We start from the raw sequence: 25,090 nt of genomic DNA on the forward strand, positions 1-25,090 counted from the left end.
AATAAAGGAGTAAATGTATGTATGCCTAAAAAAATCAAAGCAAATCACGCATTAATCTCAGCCTTGAAAGCATGGGATATTGATCATGTATACGGAATTCCAGGAGATTCCATTGATGCGGTCGTTGATGGATTAAAAGTTGTAGAAGATGAAATTGATTTTTATCATGTTAGACATGAAGAAGTAGCAAGTCTGGCCGCCTCCAGTTTCACAAAACTGACTGGTAAAATCGGTGTGGCATTAAGTATCGGGGGCCCTGGAGCTATCCACTTAATAAATGGAATGTATGATGCAAAACTGGACAACATCCCTCAATTAATATTAGCTGGTCAATCTGACAGTGATGTTCTCGGTACAAAAGCATTTCAAGAAACAAATCTTACGGAATTGTTCAAAGATGTTGCTGTCTATAATAAACAGATTAAGGAACCGGAAACTATCTTTGAAACAGTAAATGAAGCAATTCGTACTGCATATGCCAAAAAGGGTGTAGCTGTGCTTGTATTACCAAATGATTTATTAACTCAAAAAATTGACGACCATACAGATAAAAAAATAGATAAGGAGCCACCTGCACCAAAGAAACCATCAGTTGAGTCTATTCAAGATGCAGCAAAACTGATTGAAAATAGTAAAAAACCTGTTATGTTAATTGGTTTAGGTACCAAACATGCAAAAAAAGAATTACGCATATTTATTGAAAAAGCAAAAATCCCATCGATTATTACCTTGCCTTCGAAGGGAATTTTACCGGATGATCATCCTTATAATCTAGGAAACCTTGGTAAGATAGGCACAAAACCTTCCTATCAAGCCATGCAAGATGCTGACTTGCTCATTCTTGCAGGAACCAATTATCCGTACGTCTATTATCTACCTGAGAAGGATATTAACTGTATTCAAATTGATAACGACCCTGATCTTATTGGTCACCGTTTCAATGTTGACGTCGGTGTCATTGGTGATAGTAAATTAGCATTAACTGCTTTAAATGAAACGATCAAACCAATTGAGGAACGCCCATTTTTACAAGAAATGCTAAAAAATAAAGAAAAATGGGATGGATGGATGAAAAAAGACAGGGAAAGTAACGATAGTCCCATTCGTCCAGAACGGTTAATGGACGCGATTAATAAAACAACTAATGATAAAACAATATTCTCTATAGATGTAGGAACCTCAACAGTATGGTCGACACGTTATTTAAACATTGGAGTGGATAATAAATTCTTTTTATCCAGTTGGTTAGGAACCATGGGATGTGCATTACCTGGGGCTATCGCTGGGAAAATTGCTTATCCCAATCGTCAAGTTGTCGGAATCACTGGTGATGGTGCCTTTGAAATGGTCATGCAAGATTTCGCAACAGCTGTACAATATCAATTGCCTATAACCATATTCGTATTAAATAATCAACAGTTATCTTTTATTAAATATGAACAGCAAGCCGCCGGAGAATTAGAATATGGGATTGACTTTAGTGATATAGATCTCGCCAAATTCGCTGAGAGCTGTGGTGGTATAGGATATACATTAAAAGATCCTAAAGATATTGATACAGTCGTCCAAACTGCAATGCAACAAACGAAACCAACCGTCGTTAATGTATACGTTGATCCAAATGCTGCGCCATTACCAGGTAAAATCGTACCTGAAGAAGCGAAGAACTATGCTAAATGGGCTTATCGTTCGGTAACAGAGGATAAGAAATTAGACTTTGACGAAATACCCCCAATATCTACAGCGATTAAACGTTTCTTATAATAATAAAAAGCTAGTATCATTAAGATGGTATGTAATATTCTAATGCATTAAATGGCAGACTATATTTATCAGTTAATCATATAAGAAGGATGAGAACAATGAACAACAGACAAAATACAACAGAAGTAATCCTAGTTGGTGCTGGAATCATGAGTGCAACTTTGGGAACACTTCTGAAAAAATTAGAACCGGACTGGCATATTACAATGTTTGAGAAGCTCGACAAGGCAGGAAAAGAAAGTTCCAATGAATGGAATAATGCGGGTACAGGACACGCAGCCCTATGTGAACTGAACTATACGACCGAAAAACAGGATGGATCTATGGATATAAGCAAGGCGGTCGAAATTAATGAACAATTCCAGGTTTCAAAGCAATTTTGGTCTCATCTGGTGGATGGAAATGTAATTCGTAATCCACAGGAGTTTATTCAGCCATTGCCCCATATGAGTTTTGTCCATGGGGAAGATAATGTAAAACTTTTAGAGAAACGATTTGAAGCACTTTCCAACCATCCATTGTTTCAAGAGATGGAGTTTTCTGACGACCCAGAAAGAATAAAAGAATGGATTCCTTTGATAATGGAAGGCCGTGCACCAGAAGAGTATATAGCAGCAACAAAAGTCGCTTCTGGAACAGATGTTAATTTTGGAGCACTGACACGCAAATTGTTCGACAACTTAGAGAATCAAAATAATGTGGATATCCATTATAATCATTCAGTAGATGATATCAAACGTATGGAAAACGGGTCATGGGAAGTGAAAGTGCACAATTTCGAAGACGATATGCTTGAATACCATACTGCGAATTTCGTTTTTATCGGCGCTGGTGGAGGTGCCTTACCTTTACTGCAAAAAACGGAGATTCCCGAAAGCAAGCATATCGGCGGATTCCCGATAAGTGGTGAATTCTTGGTTTGTAGCAATCCGGAGGTTGTAGATCAACATCATGTAAAAGTATACGGCAAAGAACCTGTGGGCACTCCGCCTATGACTGTGCCGCATATTGATCGACGATACATCCAAGGCAAAAAAACATTACTATTCGGACCGTTTGCTGGTTTTTCGCCTAAATTTCTAAAGACCGGCTCATATATGGATTTATTGGGCTCTATTAAACCAAATAATGTCATCACCATGCTGGCAGCAGGCGCTAAGAATATTCCATTGACCAAATATCTCGTCCAACAGCTGATGTTGTCAAAAGAACAACGTATTGAAGCGTTGCGAGATTTTGTTCCGAATGCTAAAAGTGAAGACTGGGATCTCGTGGTAGCTGGACAACGCGTACAGGTGATTAAGGATACGGAGGCTGATGGCAAAGGTACAGTTCAATTTGGTACGGAAGTGATCCATTCAAAAGACGGTTCAATGGCTGCATTGTTGGGCGCTTCGCCAGGTGCATCGACTTCCGTTTCGATTATGTTGGATGCCATCAAAAAATGTTTCCCACAATATTTAAAAGAGTGGGAGCCGAAAATTAAAGAAATGATTCCTTCTTACGGTGAGTCACTGGCGGAGAATCCAGAACTACTTCATGCGGTTTATGCTTCAAGCTCACTAACACTTGGTTTAGTGGATAAGAAGAATGAAAAGTAACCACTGTATAATTGAAAAACTTGTATGTAAAAGAAAGCACAATTTGCCTTTTTGACAGATTTATGCTTTCTTACTTTTTCTGCTGGGAAAGTCCTGTTATTTCCCTGGATTCCTTTACTGTGCCAACGTAGCTTAGTTTATATGCACCTTTCATTCTAATTATGCGAGCATTTACCATTGTTCCTTAACTAGCTGAAAGAATCTATTCCACGAACTGGTTCGGATTTGGAACTGCCACACTACTACTTTGCCAACTTAATTATATCAGATATTTCATAAACCATCTGACCTCACTTTATTTATCAAACTTCGTTCCTTTTAATAAATCTGCAAATGGGTTATTAATTGGTTCAGCTTCTTTATCTTGCTTCCTTAAATACTTCTGTACGCTACGTTTATCCATTTTATTCCCCTTTTCTTTTTTTCGACGAGTTTCAAAGGAAGACAACTTTTCACGATAGCCGCATTTACATGCAAAGATTTGTCCTTTTCCTTCGCCACGTAGTTCCATTTTCTTTTTACATTGAGGGCAGCGAGCGTTTGTTATACGTGACACGTTTTTACGATGTCCACATTCACGATCTTGACATACTAGCATTTTACCTTTTTTACCATTCACTTCAAGCATCGGCTTACCGCAATCAGGGCACGATTTTGTTGAGATATTGTCGTGCTTGTATTTTTTATTGCTTGCTTTAATTTCGGCAACGATTTCTTTTGTGTGCTCTTTCATTTCATTAATGAACACATCTTTTTTTAAATTACCTTTTGCAATGAGCTCAAGCTTTTGCTCCCATTCGGCAGTTGTTGCAGGAGATCGTAATTCTTCTGGTACTAAATCCAGTAGCTGCCGACCTTTGGATGTGATATAGATTTCTTTACCACCACGTTTTTCAATTAAGAATGAATTGAATAACTTATCAATAATATCTGCACGTGTTGCAACCGTACCTAATCCACCGGCTGATTTTAAGGTATCTGCAAGCCCTTTATTACTCGTTTGCATATACTTTGTAGGATTTTCCATAGCAGACAGTAAAGTAGCCTCTGTAAAACGTGCAGGTGGTTTTGTTTGACCCGATGTCTGAGCTACTAACTTTGTCTTTAATACATCGCCTTTTTCAATGCTGGGCAATAATTGCTCTTTTATATCGTCTGTTAATTCTTCATCATCAGATCGGTTTTCGTAAACTTCTTTCCAACCAGCATTGATTACTGTTTTACCTTTAGCAATGAATTTTTCCCTATCAATTTCAGCCTGTACCGTTAATTGTTCATATTCGTGTGCTGGAAATAAAACTGCTAAGAAACGTTTTACTACTAAATCATAAATTTTTCTTTCCTTACCAGTGAAAGCAGAGAAATTTACAAATCCTTCAGTCGGGATAATCGCATGATGATCGCCTAATTTCGAGTCATTAACGAACGATTTATTCGCTTTAATAGGCTTAGCCAAAATTTTATTGGCTGCTGATCGATATTCGCCAACACCACATGCTTTTAAGCGCTCGGGAATCGTTGAAACAATATCACTTGAAATATATCGGGAATCTGTACGAGGGTATGTTAACACTTTATGCTGCTCATACAGTTTTTGCATGGTATTTAAGGTTTCCTTTGCTGAATAGCCGAAGAACTTATTTGCATCACGTTGTAGTTCTGTTAAATCATAAAGCCCCGGAGCAAATGTTTTTTTCGGTTTACGATCAATCGCCACAACTTTAGCATCTTGACGACCTAGCGATTTAACAATTGCATCGATTTTTTCCTTTTTAAAGCTACGACCATTACCGTTCGAATCTTGCCATGTTAATTTAATCGTATCTGTTTGTGCCTCGATACCATAATATGTTTGTGGCTTGAAATTTTTAATTTCATCTTCCCTTGTCGCAATTATGGCTACTGTAGGTGTTTGAACACGCCCGCAATTTAGTTGTGCATTGAAGCGTGTCGTAAGGGCACGAGTAGCATTTAAACCGATATACCAATCTGCTTCAGATCGTGCAACAGCAGCATGGTATAAGTTTTCATAGAATTTTCCTGGTTTCAAGTTTTTGAAACCTTCTTTAATCGCCTTATCTGTTACAGAAGAAATCCATAAACGCTTTATTGGCTTGTTTACTTTTGCCTTAGCGATTATCCATCTAGCAACTAGTTCACCTTCACGACCTGCATCCGTTGCCACGATTATTTCATTAACATCCTTTCGATTGAATTGGCTTTTAACAGCGTTGAACTGTTTTCCAGTCTTCTTCATCACTGTTAAATTCAAACGCTCTGGTAGCATAGGCAAATCTTCTAATTTCCATGTTTTATATTTCACATCGTAATTTTCTGGGTCAGCAAGTGTAACTAAGTGTCCAAGCGCCCATGTTACGATATATTTATTGCCTTCAAGACACCCGTTTCCTTTTTTATTGCAATTTAGCACACGAGCAATATCACGTGCGACAGAAGGCTTTTCGGCTAGTACTAAACTTTTTGTCATAATAAACGCATCCTCTCAAAACCTTATTCAGATATAACATAAACAGTTATATACATATTCCTCGTTAGGGTTATAAATCTTTATAGAACGTGCTATACTTCGCTGCTAATGATTCCTTTAACTCTTTATTTTCTTTCTCCAAACGTTCAATTTTAAATTTTAAGGATTCGATTATTATATCCTTTGATTTATCGGAGGTATTCGGCTTATGGTTTGCTACACTTTTCAAATTAACTTGTTCATTCCTAAGCATATCAATTTTCTTCCGAATTCCTTCATTTTTGTATAAGAACGACTTGGAAACCATACTCTCTATTGACACTGTATTATAATTAATTACTTTTTTATTTTTGATCATGCTTTTTATAGTTAAAAAAACTTGCTTCTCTGTATCTAAAGATTTTTCTTTAGCTAATTCAATTATTTTAGATGTATTAGGATTCTTATTGGACACTTTTTTCTCTTTCCTCTCCCACATATTCGCGTCTTTCTTTTGGTATTCCATTTATATTTCCGTTGTCACTGATTTCATTTAAAACTTTTCTATAGTTTTTCATCTTTTTGTTAGCAAATTCTAACGACCTCACATGTCCGTTTTTTTCATAAATTTGAATATCCTTTTCTAATGCGGCAATTTGAGATTTGTAATAATCAATAAAAGAACTATCAACATGAAAACTTCTACAATTATTTGCAATACATGGTGGTTCAATGACTTTTTCGGCATATTCACATTTCATCTTAGTACTTTTAATGCACATTCCATGATCCATTCGTATTGAATCATAATTATGCCTAATCCACTCTAACTCTAAATCATTTTCTATTGCCTGTTCATCTATATCTGTCTTGACCAGAGCACCCTCAATATCAAATTTGACGCCACCTTTGTTTTTAGCTTTAAAATAGGCTTCCTTCAACGTTTGATCGTGAATTTTTGCATACGCATCTGAACCTCTAAAACCCGAACCTTCCATTATCAAAATAATAGGTACATATCTATCCCCAATAAGATGAATATTTTCAACGACTTGATCCCATATATAATCCGGAATATATTTAGGATTATCGAAACTCAAACTTTTGGTACGGTGTGGATTATCATTCGGGAGAAATAGGGATTCGATATGCTGATCTGATGATTCCTCCCAATCCAATATTTTTATATCAGTCAGAAATTTTCTCACTACGCTAAGGTTACTACTTACATACACATCCGTAGCCTTTATTTTTTGTTGATTTGTTTTATCAAATATCATTTTATTTTTAATAAATGTTAAATAAGCTACTATGTGCCAACGTTCGATATCTTTTATCGATAATTCAGGGTAACTATCGTTTAAAAAGTTTAAGAAAATGGAAAGTTCATGAAGATATCTTACCCCAATAGAAAAAGTCAAATTTTTCAATTCAACTACTCTAGTATATAGATATTTTTTTGCTAACCCTCTATATCTATGATTTACTTTAGTAAATTTTATTCTTTTAGTGGATGTGTTGGTGTAATTTAGTTCAATGGGTAATTTAGTGCCATCCCAAATATCCTTTTCCCATTCAGGTGTTTGATCAAATACACCATAAATGTAATTATAAAATGTACTCATTAAAGAAACCGCCGGAGTAACAGCAGTACCATTATGTTTAACCGATTCAACCTTAATGCCACATTCTATTAAATAATTTGTATACTTAAACATTATTTCCTCTTTGGGAATTTCTAAAATGGTTTTTATATTGGGATAGTTTTTATCCAGGAACTTTAACATCCTTCTTAAATGATGGGCCTTACCCCCAAATACCGTAATAACAGAGTACAAGCTGTCATTAAGGTTTTTCCCGAAATAATATTTTATTTCATTCTTTATACAGCTGTTTTTGCAAAGGGTAAAGTCTATTTTATTTATATAACGATCTAATGGTCTACTGGATTCTTTTGCTATTTTCATATCATTCCCGTACCAAATATCGGATTTGTAGCAAGGATATTGGTTAAGAAACTCTATAATCGTATCCTCTTTATAAACACTTTCAATATTCATTTTTTATTCCTTTCTCTGTTTAACGCTACTTTATTATATTCTACCCTAACGGATTTCTCTGAAGGATGAATATACATATTCATAGTAGTTTGAACATCTTTATGACCTAACAAAGCCTTTATTATAGATATTTCCAGACCATTTTCATGAAGCTCTGTAGCCAATGTATGCCGGAACATATGAGGAGTAATATTAAACCCTAATTTTGTCGATAGTTCCCTGAAAAATGCGCTTATAGTCACATCATCACAAACATCTCCTCTCGAAAAACCTGTTAACTTTAAAAATAGATAATCACTGTCAAAGTTGTTCTTTTCATGTACCTCATATATATAATCTTGTAATAAGTTTGTTGTTTCAGCTGATATATATACTAATCTATTTTCTCCCGAAGGCGTTTTAGATTTAGTGATTAATATTTTTTTATCTGAAAGGTCAATATCCTCAAGCCTTATGTTTAACGCTTCCGAAATCCTCACACCAGTTTCGTATAAAATGCTTACCAGCAACTTATTTCTTATGTTGAGTTTAGTTTGAAATATTTTCTTTAACTGCTCCTCACTTAACTTGCTATAAGGTTTCTTCGTTTCTCTAAGTTTTAGAGCATTCAGCCTATATTTGACATTGGATTTTGTATGTTCTAAAAAAGATTTGTATGAGTAATTTTTTTTATTCGAATCCGAATAAAAGTCTAATTTAGTATCAAGTATCTCCGAGTGGAACCTTGCAAGATAATTATAAAATCCAAATACCGCCATCACATTGTCATTTATAGTGTTAGATTCTCTCTTTTTTGATCTGATACTAGATCCACCTTGTAACCAGCCTATGTATTTTACCAGTACATCCATTGAAATATTTTTGAAGTCCAACTGATCCAACTCGATAAAATCCCAGTATAATTTCAATCTATAAGCATAGGATTTTATAGTATTTGGTGATCTATTTATAGTATCTAAAAACTTTAAATACTTGTTTACATATAAAAAAGGAATGCCTTCATTAGAGGTTAAAAGATAAATTACGTTTTCTTCCTCATTTTTCACCTTAATAACTTTAGCCATGCCACCCCTCACCCCCTCTATCTTTAAAAACTATAAAGACTTTAGAAGTCTTATATTGATATTTATTATTCTAAGTCATAAAAATAAGTATCTACTTTCTTAAGATACTTTAACTACATAACTATATTATACTATAGATAACTCTTGCACTTTTGATTTGTCTACATACCGTTTCTGGGCATTAGGATAAACAACTTCAACATCTACTCCAATACATTCTTGATAGTTCGATAAATTGTTTTTGATATAACCAAATTCACTATCGGTTATAAAGTGACTGTCCGTCCTCGGGTAGGACAGGACTTTCTTTTCATATAGGCTTTGTGCAATCTTTAATACTTCAGACGGACTGTACTTCCATTGCTTGTTTGCCGTACTTTGCAAGGAAGATAAAGAATGTAGCTTTGGTGACTTTGTTCTTTTCCGTTCTTTTTTCACTTCCTGAATAATACCATCATTTATATCAAGCAGAATGCCTTGTTCTTGCAATACTTTTTGTGCTTCTTCTTTTGTTGCAAAGTGTTGTTTACGTTTCGCTTCAAACGAGCCATTTGTCACTTGGACCTTCCCCTGAAATGTAAAGTAGTCTTGGGAAACAAATTCCTCGATTTCCTTCTGGCGCTTATACAATAAATAAAGGGTAGCTGTTTGTACCCTGCCAACGCTGAATACTCCTTTCAACCCTTGTTTTTGTAATAGCAATGTGTATAATCTGGAAGCATTCATTCCTACTAGCCAATCACTATATTGCCTTGTTTGTGCTTCTTTATATAATGAAAGGTAATTAATTCCGTTGTTTAAATGACGGAATCCTTCTTGGATCTCGTCCACCTCTAAAGAATTGATCCACAATCGTTTAGTGGGTTTATTTGATGCTCCAGTAAGCGATATAATACTCCTCGCAATATTTTCACCTTCACGATCACAGTCTGTTGCAACAATAATTTCAGCTGAATCATTTAAAAGTCTTTTCACTATATTGAATTGCTTTTTCTTGTCTTTACTTACCTGAAAACGAAACTGCTCCGGAAACATCGGCAACTGATCTAATCTCCATATTTTCCATGTTTCGTTATATTGTTCAGGAGAAAGAAGTTCAACCAAATGCCCGTATCCCCAAGTGATATATGCTTTCTCCTTAAAAAAGCGACCATCATTTACCTCTATATAACCATCTTGTTTCTTTGTATGTTGAAGAGCATCTGCATACGCTTTTGCTTGACTCGGCTTTTCAGCTAAAATTAATGTATGTCCCATTAAAACGTTCTTCCCCTTTCTTTTGCTCACATTTCCATTTCAAATGCATGCTGCTTACCGCCTTTTGTCTTTGACTGCTTTTCAATGAGTTTTCTATAATCTTCATTGCTGCTAACATGTCCAGGAATATCTTTTGCAAAGGAATAGACATTCTTTTTTCCGACAATAAAATGATCCAAAAGCTGTACATCCAATTTTTCGGATATTTCTTTCAAACCTTTGGTCACATTTCTATCTTCAGCACTTGGTTCCGGTATGCCTGAAGGATGGTTATGAAAAACGGCAACCTTTGATACATCTTCTTGCGACAATAATTCCTTTGTAAATACCTTCTTATCCACTATACTTGCATTTGGTGACCCTTTGAAAAGTTCTTTAACAGCTAGAACTTTCCCATCAGCATCACAAGCAATTACTCCAAACGATTCTTGCCAATCATACTGATAACCAACTTTCAAGCTTTTCTTCACCTTTGCATTATCTTTCAACATATGAGATCCAACAATCTCTTGATTAGCGAAAAAAGAAGTAAATTCGTCAAATCCTTGGTATGTGTTTATGCCATTTTGCAGATTATAAGCTGTCATGGTATGACCTTCACTTTCGGCAACACTATCCACAGATGGTGCATATTTATCGCGACTATACGGAATCATTTCCTGATTGGATGTGATTGTGTCGCTGAATTCGTTATAGCTAAATCCATCAATCACATCTATCCCAAATGTTTTAAAGTATTTGGTCATTTCTGCTTCCTTACCAGTAGACGTAGAACTGTTTGATAAATTAAACATGGATACACCGCCTGCATGTAAACCTTCTTTCAACGCTCTTTTCAAATCATCTTGATCATGAAATTTATATCGACTTAAATGTAATGGCTCATTTTTGGTGGAGCAAAACACAGATACCATCTCATCTTTTGCAGGCATTTTATTCTTCGTAACAAATTCAATAAAATCCTGTGGAGAAGAGATCCCTGCTTCTTTGCTGTTCATTTGTCCTTTTGAAAAGTCTATAAAATCCACTAAACTTCTTACGGAATCATCATCTTTGGTTACCTTTTGATAAAGTTCCTCTTTGGATGAGCAGCCAAAATGCTCATACAGATTATTCATCCGTATCACCGCCATTTTCCGTACGAATGATTAATTCCTTTAACGTAAGAACATCCTTATCTTCCGGATGCTCCTGCATGAACTCCAGTAATTCCTTTTGACTGTCTACACCAAAGTAATCTAAAATACTCTGTTGATTATTCTTCACTCAAACCATTCCTTTCTGTTATTTGTAATACCGATCGATAAGTCACACTAAAAATTGCATACAAAAAAGCACAGAATTAATTATTAACAATTAATGTCTGTGCTTTTAAAACTGCTATTTAATTCAAGGAACATGTGTCATAGATTAATGCTTTTCTTATACAATCGCAGTCAATTCTGTAACACGCATACTCTGCAATTGACAGGTTACTTAAAAAAACTCCACTATAGAAATTTAAGAGGTTGGTATATCAATTTCGGAGTTAATCAAAGTCGTTGGTATTCTTTCAAATTTACTCTCCGTCTTCATATGAAATAAAGCTATATCTACATCACTAGAAACCTTTTTTATAAAGCTCAACCCGATTTTGAATCCTTTTTTTACTCCTTCAGGTATCTCAAGGAAGAAGACATTAGCATTTTCTCCCCCTAATTGTGCAGCATTTGGGTTAAATGAATTACGGGTCATACCTCCACCAATTAGGTTAAATTCTGCTTGTTTGTCGTCTAATTTAGTTACAAGAACAAATTTCCCATTAGGCTCAAAAAATCTTTTAGCTTTAATGAAGAACTTTAACTCTTTTTCACTTTCTCTTAGTACGTAAGCTTCTAAATTCTGATATGTTGGATATTTCCTATTCGTTTCCTGTCCCTGTACTATTTCTATAATTTGAGTCTTAATTGTATCCATTCCATTTGAATATAAATCAAGATATTTGATTGACTTTAGTATTTGAGGAACATTGACATCATCAGCACGAATAGGTATAAATTCAATTTGACGATTAGCCTTATCTATTAATGTAGATGTCCATTCTAAATTAACCATTTCACTTTCAAGGCTATTACGAGTTACAAAGAAGAAAAAATATTTACACTCCTCTAACCCAGTATTCATTCGATTAACTATGTTCTCCCCTGGCTTTATTGACCAATCATCAAAAAATACTTTTTCTTCGCCGAAAATATCGCTTAAAGTTTGCGCAATATCTCCTACAAATTCTTTATCTTTATGCTGGTGACTTATAAAAATCATAAATACTCCCCCTGTGCCCGTTAATTGAATACCACAATCTAACAAAAGTATATCAAACATGACACAAAAATGTTAGGTTTCACTAAATCAACCCTTCTCCACCAGTTGATCAAATTCATCCATATGTCTCTCTCGCTTATAATCATGAAATGTTTTCCGCATCGCTTGCTTCAAACGGATAATAGAAACATGCAAACTAGGATCTCCCTTTCCATTATAGCGTTGGAAAAAAGATTGCTGATTTTCTTTTTCTAATGCATTAAATTGTCTTATAGCTATTTTCCGCTCGAAGTCCGACACCCTTTCTTCTTTATCAACTACGCGCATTTCGGTTAAAATTGCGTTTCCCATACGCTTTTTAAGATCATCTAATTTTGTATCTTTATATTGTTGGTAATCACTTCCATCACCGTACATTTCTTTCATCACATCTACTTCTTCATTCAATTTTGTTTTTAATGCTTGGATCTCTTTTGGATGAAACTGCTCTAAATAAATTTCGGTTATTTCGTCTATATAAGGTCTAGCCTCATTGATAGATTGATAACCATAACGCCATTGTTTTCGGTCTTCAGGCAAACGATTCATCGCTTCTTTAAATAAAGTTTCTGTTTTTCTGAAAGAAGATAAGGAAATATTGTTTTCCTTTTTGTAGCGTATGGTTCCACGCAACAATTCATCTACTTTATTTCGTTCATGCGCACGATCTAAAATAATATTGGCAACTTTGGACTTCATTTTGTCTAACGTTTTTGGCTTTCGTTTGGCTCGATATTCTTCATGCCATGTATTCGATTCTTTATCCAATACATTCATTCGTTCTCTTGTTGGATGAGGTTCTACGGTTGCGACATGTACATGAATATTATCGGTATTGTAATGCAGGGTTGCCGTCCAAATTGCTGATCGCTGCATTCCTTCTGCTTGTAACATTGTTTGCATCGTTTCCCGTACAACACCCCTCATTTTTGTTTCATCAACGTTATGAGTCGTTGCATTGTATATTTTTTGCTTCGCCAACCATTCATTATCAAAAGAGATCACATCTTGCCACATTGGTGATTCATTTTGTTGTGCTAGTTGAAATTGTTCTTTGACTGTTTGCTTTTCTTTGTCATTCAATCTGTCTTTACTGGAGGTAAATAACTCACCTTGTTTTTCGTCATCATCCATATAATCCATGAAGTGATAGAACACATCAAAATCATTTTCTTTATCAGATGAGGTATCCATTTTCACATGTTGTTTCGCATCCTCACGATCCATATAATTAATGAAATCATTAAACGTACTCGACCTAGGTGTAACAAATTTACTTCGCAATACAACTGCTGGACTCATGATCTATTCCTGACCTCCCGATTGCGCTTGTTGCTTTAATTCCTTTTGTCGTTCATAGTCTAATTTCTTTTGCCGGTGTTTATGGATTCGTTTTTGCACCAAATCTTCTGCTTGTTCCATTCCTTTTGTTTTAAATTCTTCCGTTGTAATTAAGTTTTTGAATTTATTCACCAGGTAGTAATGGTTCATGAACTCCAGAATGATTTTCGTGTCCCGATCAATAACGTTACTTGCTACTTGAATGCGATTCATTTTCTCTTTTACGAAATCTAATTTTTCATCCAGTAAGTCAGAAATCGTTTGTTTGAATAGAACATATTCTTCTTCTTTATTTTCAAAATAAGCATCCACCATTAAGGCAATGGCATTCGCTTGAGACGTATGATTTTCATTCGCTGCCACTTTAATTTTTTCTTTCGTTTCAGGGCTTAGCAAAAAGTAAGATCCTTGCTTTTTCTCTTCTGTCATACTCATTTTATTTTCCCTCCTTGTTGTCCATAGGAAATGCTTTGTCTAAAATGTGATCGGCTTCTTCAGGATTTAATCCAAGCGCATCACATAAAATCAAATACAGATGGAGTGTTCTTTTTTCCAAATGATTTAATCGTTTGAACGTCATTTCCAATCCATCCGCAACTCGACTTACTGTCACATCTAATTCCTTTTCTGCAAACTTAATCCCATCAAATTTCACTGCGTCCTCTACCATTCGTTTCAGTAATACATTCCTTGATACCTTTTGTTTTTTAGCTTCCTCATCTAACACTTTTACGGCACGAACATCTACATCCCGAATCTTTATTTCCATTCAAATCCGCTCCTTCCACGCGTCGCATAAAAAACAGGAAAATCCCCGTTCACATGAACAGGGATTGTTGAACAGGATAAGGGGGAAGTGTACCCACATAGCGTGGGTGACTAGGCAGCGCCTAGTTTTCCAGCAAGCCCATTTTTTCAATAGTAAATATACCTTTTATATAGGTGTTTCTTGCTGAATATATAGGTTTAATATAGACCTTTTAATACTTATTTCCCCTCTTTTCCTGAAGGCTCATCTTTATTTTTCTTCTTTTGCTGTTGCTGTTTTTGTTCTTTTGGTTCGTGATTTTCTTCTACTAATTGACGTTCAGGATGAAGCAATGTATCGAGTTTTTCTTTCCGATTATCGTACTTTTCCTTGAGCTCTTTTACCTTTGATTTGTATGCTTCAATTTCTTCTTTTGCACTGGAAATGGCATTATCTTTATGTTCTATTTCCTTCTCTGTTTCAGTTTGTTCTTCCTTCGTTTCAAATTCCATTTCACTTTTTAATGATGTTTGCTCCTTTGTTAAAGTAGTAATTAATTCCTGTTGGAAAGGAATATTTTCATCTATAATTGTAGATATTTCTTGTTTGATTCGTTCCATGTCTGTGACGATTGCTTCTTTTTGATATGCCTTATCCGATTTTGCAACAAGGTTCTTATTTACTTCAATCTCACGATAATCCCCCACAATAATCACATCTTCCGGCTTCGGCAAATCGGACTTTTTAATTTTATCTGTCTCCGTTGTAGCAACATCACTATCATTTTCCAGTTGTCGTTTATACTCTTGTTTCAGTATTTTGTCATCCCGGTGTTCTGTCACAAACAAACCGATAACACGGTATTCATTTGGAACATGTTCAATGTGAATGACCATCACATTGTCGGATTCATACACTTTTTTTGCTGGGTAGGTTTCTTTTGATCCCTTTCCCTTTGCTTCAAACGTAAATGTCGGTTCCGCTGCATCGGTACCCGTATGAACCGTTTCAATCGTTACCTCCATGAGTTGATTCTTCGGATTATACTCCCAACTCCTTAAAACTAATGTTGTTTGATTTAAACCATTAACGGATTTATTATATGGCGTTTGTGCGATGGCACTATCATCATACATCCATGATTTAGACGTTAAAAAAACACCAAGCAAAACGCATAGTGTAACGATAATGCCAATATAGACTTTATTTTCCCTTCCACGATTGAATTTACTTTTCACGCGACTAAATCCTCCTTCCCTTATCATTTTTCGCCTGTTAAAAATGATTTGACGTGTGGCATAGGGTCAACCTTCTCCCCCTCCATTAAAATCTCAAAATGAAGATGAGGCGCAGTTGATGCCCCGGTTGAACCAACATGACCAATCACATCACCTGCCTTCACTTCACTTCCGACAGGTATTCCTTTCTTGTCCATATGAGCATAACGGGTTTTAATTCCGTTACCATGATCAACTTCTATATACCAGCCATAACCTTTTCCCATATTTTCTAAAGTGGAGTCAAATGTTGTTCCGCTCGATTCGCTTATGGTCACTTTTCCATCCGAAAAGGACACAATCGGCGTATTCCTTATCCCGGCACTTGCAATGTCTATCCCAGCATGAAATGTGGTGCAATTTCCACATCCCGACCGATAACCAAAGCCGGAAGTAATGGTTTTGGTATATGGTGAAACCCAAGACTTACCACCGATTAAATCCATATCAACATGATCTTCTGCTTCACAATTCATGGTTAATCCACCCATGTTTGCAGTTAACTTTTTCATCGTTGGTATCCAATGTTTGTTTAAATTGTTTGGATCATTTTCTGCGCCAATCGGAGCATACACTTCCCCCAGTTGTTCAATTGTTACTAATCCATCTACAATAATACGATTATATAAAGTATCTGCCATGGCTTCTAAACCTTCTTTTAATGTTGGAAAACGTTGTAGCGTTTGCCAATCTGTTGCAGGATCCATTAACCCTCCAGGATTATTTTTATCGACTACTCCACTGGAAGTTCCGTAACCTGTTTCATGTAAAGCGATAGCACCAAAAAGAATTGGATCAATTCCCTTTTCTTCAGATAGTTCGATAATATCATTACCATATCCTTTGAAAACACCTGAGCGATCTTCATGCTTAAAGTAACTATCCCATTCCTTTTGATTCATATCACCTGTTGGCGAACAAATATTACCACCTCCACCATCATCATCTTGATCATTATGTTGATGATCAACACTACCACTTAATGCACCAATAACCGCCATCAACAACGTACAAAGAACAAGAAAGATTAGGACAGGAATAATGTTCGCAATTAAAAAACTACTCGTTCCTACGAGTAGCTTCTTCCTTATCAGATGTTTTGCAAATTGTTTTAAATGCTTCACTAATTCTTCTTCCCTTCTCCTTCCATGTTTTGATTATTCGGTGTCACCATGTTGCTAACAATCCACTTATCACCTGCCTTTTGTAATGTAATATAGTATAACTGCATTGGTTTAGATGTTGATTTTCCTTTCACAGTGACATGCCACGAAGCATATGCGCCAAACGTTATTTCTCCATCTTTCAAAGGTTGAGAAGCAAATAAATCAATTGCATCCAACTCTCTTTTTGCTTTTTCGTCTTTAAAGTTTGTCATTTCCTTTTGCATATTTTCAAGATAATTTGCTGTAACTGCATCCTCCCACTTGTCCCAATCCGTTACTTGCAATATATAAAGGGCAAGCACCTTTTCTGCCTGCTCTTTCGCTTGTTCCACTTCCCGTTCACTATATTGGATGATATATTTTTGTTCTAAATCGTCCTCTTCCTGATTACTTTCTGTTTGTTCACTTTGCTTATTTTCATCTGCTGCGTCCGGCTTCTTGGATTCTCCTTCATCTTTTAATACAGCATTTATTTTTTCCTCATCTATATTAACCGGCTCTTGCATGTTTTCTTGTTGGCTGGACGTTTCAAACATTTCTTTCGGATCTTGCTCTTTTGGATCATCGGCAGTCCATTTCCATATCCAAACAATCACAATTAAACCTGTCACGACTAATAGAAAGATAAACTTATAAAATATTCGTTTTTCATGATTATCTTCTCGCATCGTTTACAACCCTCCAGTGAACAGCTTTAATTCTTCTTCACTTGCCTCAATGGATAACATGATGTTTCCTACACCTGAAATACTTAATAAACAATCTCCCTGCTGGAGTTGAGGAACGTGTTCCAATTCGCTTTCCGTTAGTTGCCCTTCAAAAATTGTTCGTAAAGAGTCCAACGTGTTTGAATCCTGTTGCATCACAAACTTATATTGGGTCAATTCGAATAACGTACGTATTTTTGTGACAGTTGCAGTGTCTTTATTATCTGGCACAAAGTCTCTGATGGATTGACTTGCTAAAATCATCCCGCCAAAATACTTACGGGCTTCTCTTGCAAAATCTGTTAAGAATGAGACAGCTAACATATTTTCAGCATTAACTAAACGATGTGCCTCATCAATCATAATTAAAAATCGAACGGCATCATCAGGGTCAAATGTTTCACTTTCATACATCTGTTTCATTTGTCTTGCTCCCACTTGGATCAAATTATCCCAGATTAAATTTAACGTATTATACATTTGTGCTTGAAACACATTCTTTTCCAATTTCGTGAGATTACGAATAGAAAAGAAAATCACTTGTTCATCAGTGATATCCTGAATCGTTGTATGACCGTTAAACAATGAAGCATAGCTGTTCACTAAGTTATCAACGACTAATTCAATTTTCTCCAACCGATCCACCCGCGAAATGGATAATTCAGGACGTATCGTTCGTTTCTTTGGGTTGTCATATAGCTGCTCTCGAATATATTCTAGCAAGTCGCTAAAGATTGGATATTCTTTATTCCCCAATGTCGTCACACCCGATGTTTTGACTTTTTCCATAAAGCCTTGCGATTCATAAAACATGCGTAAGATCTTTTTAAATTCCTCAATTTCCTCTGTAGAAGGACTACCAGCAAGAAATTCATAAAAAATAGCAACCTTTGATATATGTTGCATAAAGCACTGCTTTTCATATTGTTCAAAGCTTGTCAATTCTTCCTTGTAATTGCTTTTATCATCTGCCCGATAAATCTGTAATGGATTAATAATCCCATCACTGCCATCCAAACTAATGGATTGTCCTCCCAGTGCATCGACTAAGGTTTTAAATTCCCCTGTCACATCAAACCCTCGAATGAAATTCCCTCTTGCTTCATTATCCATAAGTAACTTTTTTAACGTAGTCGATTTACCAGCACCCATTTTCCCAACAACGACTGCATTGTAAAAACGTCTTAATTTATCTTTATGAAACAAATCGAATAGAACATTTCCACCAGTAAACGATGTACCTAAAAAACTGCCTGTTCGATCATTTAACTCTGAAAAGTGGTACGGTAATCCAGAAGCAAGCGTAATTGCTGGCATCCCTTTTCCCTCTCTTTTATTCGGAAATCTAATTTGTTGCTCATAGGGCAGGAACAGTGATTGCCATTCGTAGTAGGTTTCGTTCAAAAATATTTGCCCCTTAAATCCAATGGAATTGAGTTTAGATATGGTTTGCTCCACCTTCCTCTCTAATTCCCAGATAGTCGGTGAAGCAACAAATAAGCGAATATGAAGTAGTTTGATGACTTCTCCCATTTCTGAAATTTGCTGATATAAATCTTCCATTTCTTTATAACTTCGTTGAGCGTCCATCCGGTCAGATTCTTGTTTCGCACTGCGAAAACGGACATCATGTTCCACCATACTCTTATTGATAGAACTAATCGTTTCATCTTGATCCATTGTGGTCACATCAGCCACAACGGTAACATCATACATGGCCATCACTTTATCCAACCAAAGCAAATTGACGTTGGAAGGATAATCCCACACATGGACGCACGCTTCATAACCGTCTCCTTTTTGAATGTACTTATCTTTAAAAGTCATGCCACCTTGGGGTTGTATTTTCGTTAAAAACGCTTTATCCAGTTTTGGTTTCTTAGAATTCCTTTCTTCCTCAATAAAAGTATTTGTATGTTGTTTCACACCTACCATCCTTTCTTTAAAGCTGTGTATTTTGGTTGTTTAATAGAAATAAAATTTGTTCTTTTTTGTTCTTAGGTAACTTCTGTAATGGAAATGAACTTTGCATCCCTTGCATACAATCGCCTTTTCGGTCTTCTAGTTCTTCTTTATCATCTGCATAGATAAACATGAAAAACTCCCGATTATAACGTTCTCTTTCTAAATATTCGAATTCGAATAACTTTTGCTCAATATACTTTAACCGTGACGGATTCTTCGCCTGTTGCTGTTTTTTCAACCAATATGCCCGCTGTATTTCCGTATTGGTTGGAAAGTTTAAGATGACTTCCTTGAAAGAACGAAAATAACTTCTGAGGAATTGCGCTCGATTTAACAGTAGGTAATTTAAATCCGCATCATTTAAAGCATGAATGTTTTTTGTTTCCACTTGAAAAATGTCCATGACCCCTTCTTTCAGCAGAATGTAATCATCGTGTATTTGTACAAAAGGAAGAATATCGGATGTTTGTTTTAACAACTTGGGCTTTTTGCCTTGTTCTTTCATATCTTCTTGAAATTCTTTTTTCACTTTCTTCTGATGTTTGAGCTTTTGCAGTAGCTGAACCATTTTGTTAGGTTTTTTATTTGTCTTTGTAACCATTTCCGTCTCTTCTTCACATGTGTCCTCATCCAGCTTTTCCGGATTTGATTTAATTAACTTTAAGGGTTGCATTCTGCTTACTCACCCTCCTTGTCTTTTAGAAACTGTTCATTTTCTACTTCATTTCTATCCATTGCATGGTACACTCCCTTTTTATGGCGAAACATTAATAGGATAGATTCATAATTTCGCTTCTCGGGATTGTTGCCACTCGGCAAAAACAAATAAATCATGCCTACAATTGCTACACCGAAATAAAAAAGAATAAATAAGCTATGCACCAATTCCCGTAAGACCGTTAATAATAAAAGAGAGCTAATCAAAATAATAACCAGCTCTCTCATTTCTAATCCTACTATTTTCGGCTTGGATTTAATCTCTTTCGGTATCTCGTATTTCATTGGATTTCAATCCCCTTTTTTCTATTTTGATTTGCTTCGCCTGTTGTACGTTTCCCTTAAATTGGCTCAATTTTTGTCCAATGTCATAACCTGTATTATGTGCTCGGGAAAGAAAATGATTTGCACGTTGTACAGTACGATTTCCGCCAAGTAACGTATGCTTTCGTTGCGGATGAATATGTCCTTGCCCACCAGCATTGACATTCGGCTTATGCTGACTAGATGAAGTTGATCCTCCACCTACATTACTTGACCCACCACTATCACTTCCTGACACATTATTTGTGTTGATTGGGATACTACTTGCCAGCGAGCCACTGCGACTAGGAACACTTGTATTTGGCTTTGTTGGAACAGTGTTTGTTTTTGATTCAACGTTTGGATTGTTTACGGCATTCGTTGAAAATTGTTGTTCATGTTGAGAAGCTTTTTGATCTGGATTGCGCGGAGGAACAGGCTTCGTATTGTTGTTTCGCATACCGGCTTTCACCCCTTTGTATGCACCAACTCCACCTGCACCAATACCTCCTGCTGTTTTGCCACCAGTCTTAACAACTTTCCCAGCACCTTTTCCAACCATAGATGCACCAGCGCCAGCCATTTTCGTACCAGCATATGCGCCCATCATCGCCTGCCATCCTGAACGAAGTCCTGCATCTATTCCCATTGTTCGCTGTACGATATCCGGAGCATCAATAAGCGCCCATGCACCAGCAATGAGCAAAATGATGACACCTACAATTCCAATCTCTTGTTCTAAATCATTCGCCCACTGTGCATAGATAATGAACAATTTCAGAAGTACAATCATCACAAAGATAACGGCAAACGTACTAACAATTTCAGTTAATACTTTCTTCAATCTTTGGCCACCTGTTATATCCGTTGATGCGGTAAACATTGCGTATATTTGATGAAAAGCTAAATCAAACATGGCACGGCCAATTTTTAATGTTGTTACTATCAAGGCAAATCCTGTCACAGCTAATATCGTAATGGCAATAGCCCAATTGACGTGATAACGATAATAACTTTGCTGCCCTAAGTTTGTCGCTGGTACCGAGTTTTCACTTAATTTTTCAATCCTTGAAGTACCGTCTCCATTTTGAACAAGTCTGTTTTTTAAAAATTCCTTTTCATCGTTCGTCAATTCTTTGACCCAGTCTTCCGTTGTCCAGCTAAACCAACCTTCATCTTCATAGATATCAAGCTTTTCAGTTACATCAATCAAATCGGGGTTCTTCAGCTTATTTGCATAATAGTAATTACTTGTTCCAATATCTTTATCTGTTCGATGGGGAGGATGTGGCAATGTATTCTCATCCCCCATTACAGTGTCTTTATTTGTCCCATCAGCATAGTTGAAATCACTATCCAGATAGTACTTTAAATCAGAAATATTCCTTTTTAACACGTTATCAGAAATCTTCCCATCTGCCTCCACCGTATCCAGCCCTTTATGCAGCAAATCCTCCATCATTCCCATTAAACTGGGAAGAATGACAATGACACTCACTGCAATTAACACATTCATAATGATTTCATTCCGTTTTTCCACTTTATTCAGCATGAACATAAAACCGAGGACTGTTACAGAAACGACAAACAGCCCGATTGCAAGGGGCTGCAAGACATCTATGAAGCCACCCATGTCTTCACTATCATATAAACCACCTAAGGTAATTACTTTCGTAGCAACGCCTTCAATCCAATCATTAATCCATACTAAAAGCTGTATAATGCCCCAACCGATATTACGGAGAAGATCATCATACAGCCAACCACTGGAGATATCGAGAATGTCCGATAAATCCTCATATAACTTTTTCATTGCCTCATCGTCCATATATTTTTTTCACCACCTTTAGGAATTAAAAAAAGAACCCATGGAAAATGGATTCTTTTTGTTGAACTAATAATTAAGAATGTAAGACTTTTGGTACCACGGTATCTCCTTGTACCATAAACGCGCAAAGATTGCAGCACAAAGAATTAACAGCTTACTATAGGTCACTATAGTTTTAACCAATCCCTTATTTCTTTTAAACCTTTATATGTCTTAGCTAATGAACTGTTTTCTTCTAAGTAACTCTCGCCATCTTCTGTTAAATAAGCTGTCCCCTCAATTAACCATGGTCTATCGTCCGCATAGAAAACTCCTCCTAAATAATTTTCTCTATTTAGAAACCTAATAGCTTCATCAAATTGATCTGCGGTAACCGCAAAATTCTCTTCAGTAAGTGCTTTATTACCGTTGTCAATTTCTTTCAATATGGCATACCTTAGTTTCTTTTTATTCATTATTTACCCTCCTTTTTTTAAACGTTGATTAATAAAATAATCCTTACATGAGATACGTGCAATATTCTTTATTAGGTTTGTACCCGTTTGTTGAACTAGGAGAATAATTCGGAGCCATTAATTATTTCATCAGTTGAGGCCAAAGTCGCTTCGTATATCGTCTTATTATTCTTCTTCATAAAGGATTGGACGGTCTTGTAGCCAACTGCATATCCAGCACAAAAGGGAAGTCCAATAGGTTGATAACCTTCTTGCGCTGCAATTTCATCACCAAACATATAGCTACTTACTTCTGCAAATCCTTTTATATCAAGGGCTTCGCCGATAACATCGATTGAATACTTCAGCTCTTCCTTATCCATGTTGGTAACCCAAGGACCTATTTGCTCCGTTCCGTATAATTCTTTTGCAAATGATTCAGCTAAACCCTCTATAACGAGATAATCTCCTACTGTTACATTCCCATGATCCCAATCAAAATAAGAAAAACGTATATTATGGTTAAATTCATGGGCTATAACTGCCGGTATTTTGGGTAAATTATAATCGTTTGGATATATATTTACAGTTATAAAGCCCGGTATTCCACCAAACCCTGTATATCCTTTCTGTAGCTTTAGTTTTTCAGGGTCTGAAATATATAATCCAAATTTGATTTCATCCGCATTTATCTTCAATCCCGCATTATTCGCTTTAGCAATGCAATTTTTAAGAGCGTTTTCGGCAACCGCATAGGAGTTATTTTCTCTTAGAATAGATAATCCTTCTCTAATATTTTCATCATCTGAAACATCAGCAAAACCAAGCATTTTTGATGCCATGATAACGTCATATCCATTTTGTTGTTTCGCTTTTATGGGAACGTTAATTAAATTCCACATTTGTTTGAATGGTTCCATCATTTCATAACGGAAATAATCTTTGCGTTTTTCTAAATCCCGAATTTCAAGCAATTCACCATACTGACTTAATGTATCCATAACTTCATAAGCATTCATCTTATCAACTCTCTTATAAATTATCGTTTGGTTATTAAGCTACAGTATTACGCAACGTTAATGTCAAATATAAATTAGTTGTTTGATAAAATAGTTCAATCGTATTAAGGAATAAAACAATTCCTTAGAGTAAATATCTGATATTAGTTTTGCATATATTAAATATCAATAACTTAATTCAATATTATTTTGCTCCGCAAAATCCAATGCACTAGCAATCCCTGCATCTATATCATCCATATATTCCATGAAGCTAGTTTCATAGCCGTCATCTCCATTTGCTGTGCCTTCAATTAATGATTGAGATAACAATGTTTCTCTTGGATTTTTCATCACAGCCCCATCTGCAATTAGAACCAATCCATCATCTTTTGGCTCCCATACATCCCCTTTATAGTCGGAAGGGGTATATTTTTCACCTAATTGATCAAGGGTGTCTTGACTTTCCCCATCGAAATTCACATAAAAAGCCGTCTGTTCATCTTTTTTCAATGACTTATCAAACGCTTCTACTAGTTCAGATTTTTCCACGTCTTCCTCACTTGCTGAGAATGTTACTAAAAGAAATGATTCATCATTATCAAGTTTTCCTTCTAAATCTTTTAAGCTAATTTGATTCATGCCAACTTCTGCTTTATTGCCACACGCACTTAAAACAAGCAGAAGTGACAATAATACCAAGCTGCTCCAGATTCTTTTTCTCATCTTCACCCATCAACTCCATTTTTGTTCATTTTTTTCAGTATAACAATAATGGTCTGCGGTAGAAAATATTTGCCTATTATATATGAAGTGCTTCTGGTAAAGTGTCATACAGTATTTTTAATTCCTCTTTGGTAAAAGTGAACCCCTTACCAACCCTTGTTTTATCAGGATTCCACCACCTCACGTCAAACTTTGGATTATCTCCATTCCAACTGATCAAATTTAGCTCTTTTGCCCAGCCTCCTTGGCTTCTATGCAATACAACAATTTCCTCAATAACTTCCCAATCCACACGATAGCTCTTTTCCTTCATCCAAAACAATCTCC

The 25,090-nt window shown here is 35.9% G+C and carries 24 protein-coding genes; 2 read left to right on the top strand and 22 right to left on the bottom strand.

The features are described 5' to 3' along the window. Nucleotides 1-21: 21 nt before the first annotated feature. Nucleotides 22-1,764, top strand: coding sequence for a pyruvate oxidase (locus GH715_RS09535; protein ID WP_010529478.1), 1,743 nt, complete (start codon nucleotides 22-24; stop codon nucleotides 1,762-1,764). A 98-nt stretch (nucleotides 1,765-1,862) separates the two neighbouring features. Beyond that, nucleotides 1,863-3,365: a malate:quinone oxidoreductase gene (locus GH715_RS09540; protein WP_010529479.1), complete on the top strand. Its 1,503-nt coding sequence runs from the start codon at nucleotides 1,863-1,865 to the stop codon at nucleotides 3,363-3,365. Between the two features lie 295 nt (nucleotides 3,366-3,660). Here the strand turns inward: GH715_RS09540 and GH715_RS09545 are convergent, their stop codons facing one another. The 22 genes from GH715_RS09545 to GH715_RS09650 all read right to left on the bottom strand — a co-directional run bounded on the left by GH715_RS09545 (nucleotide 3,661) and on the right by GH715_RS09650 (nucleotide 25,076). Beyond that, the gene (locus GH715_RS09545) at nucleotides 3,661-5,853 is read right to left on the bottom strand and encodes a DNA topoisomerase III (RefSeq protein WP_153835203.1); all 2,193 of its coding nucleotides are present in this window, start codon (nucleotides 5,851-5,853) and stop codon (nucleotides 3,661-3,663) included. A 70-nt stretch (nucleotides 5,854-5,923) separates the two neighbouring features. Continuing rightward, entirely contained in the window at nucleotides 5,924-6,307 is a 384-nt protein-coding gene (locus tag GH715_RS09550; RefSeq protein WP_077356133.1) for a DUF6262 family protein, read from the bottom strand. After that, nucleotides 6,297-7,892, bottom strand: coding sequence for a hypothetical protein (locus GH715_RS09555; RefSeq protein ID WP_077356135.1), 1,596 nt, complete (start codon nucleotides 7,890-7,892; stop codon nucleotides 6,297-6,299). The genes GH715_RS09550 and GH715_RS09555 overlap by 11 nt, the downstream gene beginning before the upstream one ends. After that, complete coding sequence (locus tag GH715_RS09560) at nucleotides 7,889-8,956, bottom strand: tyrosine-type recombinase/integrase (protein WP_153835205.1); 1,068 nt, start codon at nucleotides 8,954-8,956, stop codon at nucleotides 7,889-7,891. The genes GH715_RS09555 and GH715_RS09560 overlap by 4 nt, the downstream gene beginning before the upstream one ends. 126 nt (nucleotides 8,957-9,082) lie before the next feature. Then, entirely contained in the window at nucleotides 9,083-10,213 is a 1,131-nt protein-coding gene (locus tag GH715_RS09565) for a DNA topoisomerase (protein ID WP_077356142.1), read from the bottom strand. 26 nt (nucleotides 10,214-10,239) lie between these two features. Next, a complete protein-coding gene (locus GH715_RS09570; protein ID WP_163578574.1) occupies nucleotides 10,240-11,331 on the bottom strand; it encodes a JAB domain-containing protein in 1,092 nt (363 codons plus the stop codon). Beyond that, a complete protein-coding gene (locus GH715_RS09575; protein ID WP_153835206.1) occupies nucleotides 11,324-11,479 on the bottom strand; it encodes a hypothetical protein in 156 nt (51 codons plus the stop codon). Before GH715_RS09575 ends, GH715_RS09570 begins: the two co-directional genes overlap by 8 nt. A gap of 234 nt (nucleotides 11,480-11,713) precedes the next feature. Further along, complete coding sequence (locus GH715_RS09580; RefSeq protein WP_077356146.1) at nucleotides 11,714-12,574, bottom strand: toll/interleukin-1 receptor domain-containing protein; 861 nt, start codon at nucleotides 12,572-12,574, stop codon at nucleotides 11,714-11,716. A gap of 27 nt (nucleotides 12,575-12,601) precedes the next feature. After that, nucleotides 12,602-13,855 carry a MobP2 family relaxase gene (mobP2, locus tag GH715_RS09585; RefSeq protein WP_153835207.1) on the bottom strand — a complete coding sequence of 418 codons (1,254 nt, stop codon included), beginning with the start codon at nucleotides 13,853-13,855 and terminating at the stop codon, nucleotides 12,602-12,604. A 3-nt stretch (nucleotides 13,856-13,858) separates the two neighbouring features. Continuing rightward, nucleotides 13,859-14,329: a hypothetical protein gene (locus tag GH715_RS09590; RefSeq protein WP_077356150.1), complete on the bottom strand. Its 471-nt coding sequence runs from the start codon at nucleotides 14,327-14,329 to the stop codon at nucleotides 13,859-13,861. A 1-nt stretch (nucleotide 14,330) separates the two neighbouring features. Then, nucleotides 14,331-14,663, bottom strand: a complete 333-nt coding sequence (locus GH715_RS09595) for a hypothetical protein (protein WP_077356152.1) — start codon at nucleotides 14,661-14,663, stop codon at nucleotides 14,331-14,333. 218 nt (nucleotides 14,664-14,881) lie between these two features. Beyond that, on the bottom strand, nucleotides 14,882-15,880 hold the full coding sequence (locus GH715_RS09600; protein ID WP_240469370.1) for a hypothetical protein: 999 nt from the start codon (nucleotides 15,878-15,880) through the stop codon (nucleotides 14,882-14,884). A gap of 23 nt (nucleotides 15,881-15,903) precedes the next feature. After that, the gene (locus tag GH715_RS09605) at nucleotides 15,904-17,043 is read right to left on the bottom strand and encodes a peptidoglycan DD-metalloendopeptidase family protein (RefSeq protein ID WP_163578575.1); all 1,140 of its coding nucleotides are present in this window, start codon (nucleotides 17,041-17,043) and stop codon (nucleotides 15,904-15,906) included. Beyond that, complete coding sequence (locus GH715_RS09610) at nucleotides 17,043-17,753, bottom strand: hypothetical protein (protein ID WP_153835208.1); 711 nt, start codon at nucleotides 17,751-17,753, stop codon at nucleotides 17,043-17,045. The genes GH715_RS09605 and GH715_RS09610 overlap by 1 nt, the downstream gene beginning before the upstream one ends. A 3-nt stretch (nucleotides 17,754-17,756) precedes the next feature. Beyond that, on the bottom strand, nucleotides 17,757-19,718 hold the full coding sequence (locus GH715_RS09615) for a VirB4 family type IV secretion system protein (RefSeq protein WP_240469371.1): 1,962 nt from the start codon (nucleotides 19,716-19,718) through the stop codon (nucleotides 17,757-17,759). A 16-nt stretch (nucleotides 19,719-19,734) separates the two neighbouring features. After that, nucleotides 19,735-20,430 (bottom strand): hypothetical protein, encoded by a 696-nt coding sequence (locus tag GH715_RS09620; RefSeq protein WP_228760280.1) that lies wholly within the window; start codon nucleotides 20,428-20,430, stop codon nucleotides 19,735-19,737. A 5-nt stretch (nucleotides 20,431-20,435) separates the two neighbouring features. Further along, nucleotides 20,436-20,759 (bottom strand): DUF5592 family protein, encoded by a 324-nt coding sequence (locus GH715_RS09625; RefSeq protein WP_077356160.1) that lies wholly within the window; start codon nucleotides 20,757-20,759, stop codon nucleotides 20,436-20,438. Beyond that, complete coding sequence (locus tag GH715_RS09630) at nucleotides 20,731-22,605, bottom strand: pLS20_p028 family conjugation system transmembrane protein (protein WP_153835210.1); 1,875 nt, start codon at nucleotides 22,603-22,605, stop codon at nucleotides 20,731-20,733. Before GH715_RS09630 ends, GH715_RS09625 begins: the two co-directional genes overlap by 29 nt. A gap of 167 nt (nucleotides 22,606-22,772) precedes the next feature. Further along, nucleotides 22,773-23,060, bottom strand: a complete 288-nt coding sequence (locus tag GH715_RS09635; protein WP_066189388.1) for a YjcQ family protein — start codon at nucleotides 23,058-23,060, stop codon at nucleotides 22,773-22,775. 95 nt (nucleotides 23,061-23,155) lie between these two features. Continuing rightward, entirely contained in the window at nucleotides 23,156-24,058 is a 903-nt protein-coding gene (locus GH715_RS09640) for a DUF2268 domain-containing putative Zn-dependent protease (RefSeq protein ID WP_079708047.1), read from the bottom strand. A 165-nt stretch (nucleotides 24,059-24,223) separates the two neighbouring features. Next, nucleotides 24,224-24,763: a hypothetical protein gene (locus tag GH715_RS09645; RefSeq protein ID WP_143804720.1), complete on the bottom strand. Its 540-nt coding sequence runs from the start codon at nucleotides 24,761-24,763 to the stop codon at nucleotides 24,224-24,226. A 76-nt stretch (nucleotides 24,764-24,839) separates the two neighbouring features. Then, on the bottom strand, nucleotides 24,840-25,076 hold the full coding sequence (locus GH715_RS09650; RefSeq protein ID WP_066189379.1) for a YdbC family protein: 237 nt from the start codon (nucleotides 25,074-25,076) through the stop codon (nucleotides 24,840-24,842). Nucleotides 25,077-25,090: the final 14 nt, after the last annotated feature.

The sequence above is a fragment of the Gracilibacillus thailandensis genome (assembly GCF_010994055.1).
GTDB lineage: Bacteria > Bacillota > Bacilli > Bacillales > Amphibacillaceae > Gracilibacillus > Gracilibacillus lacisalsi.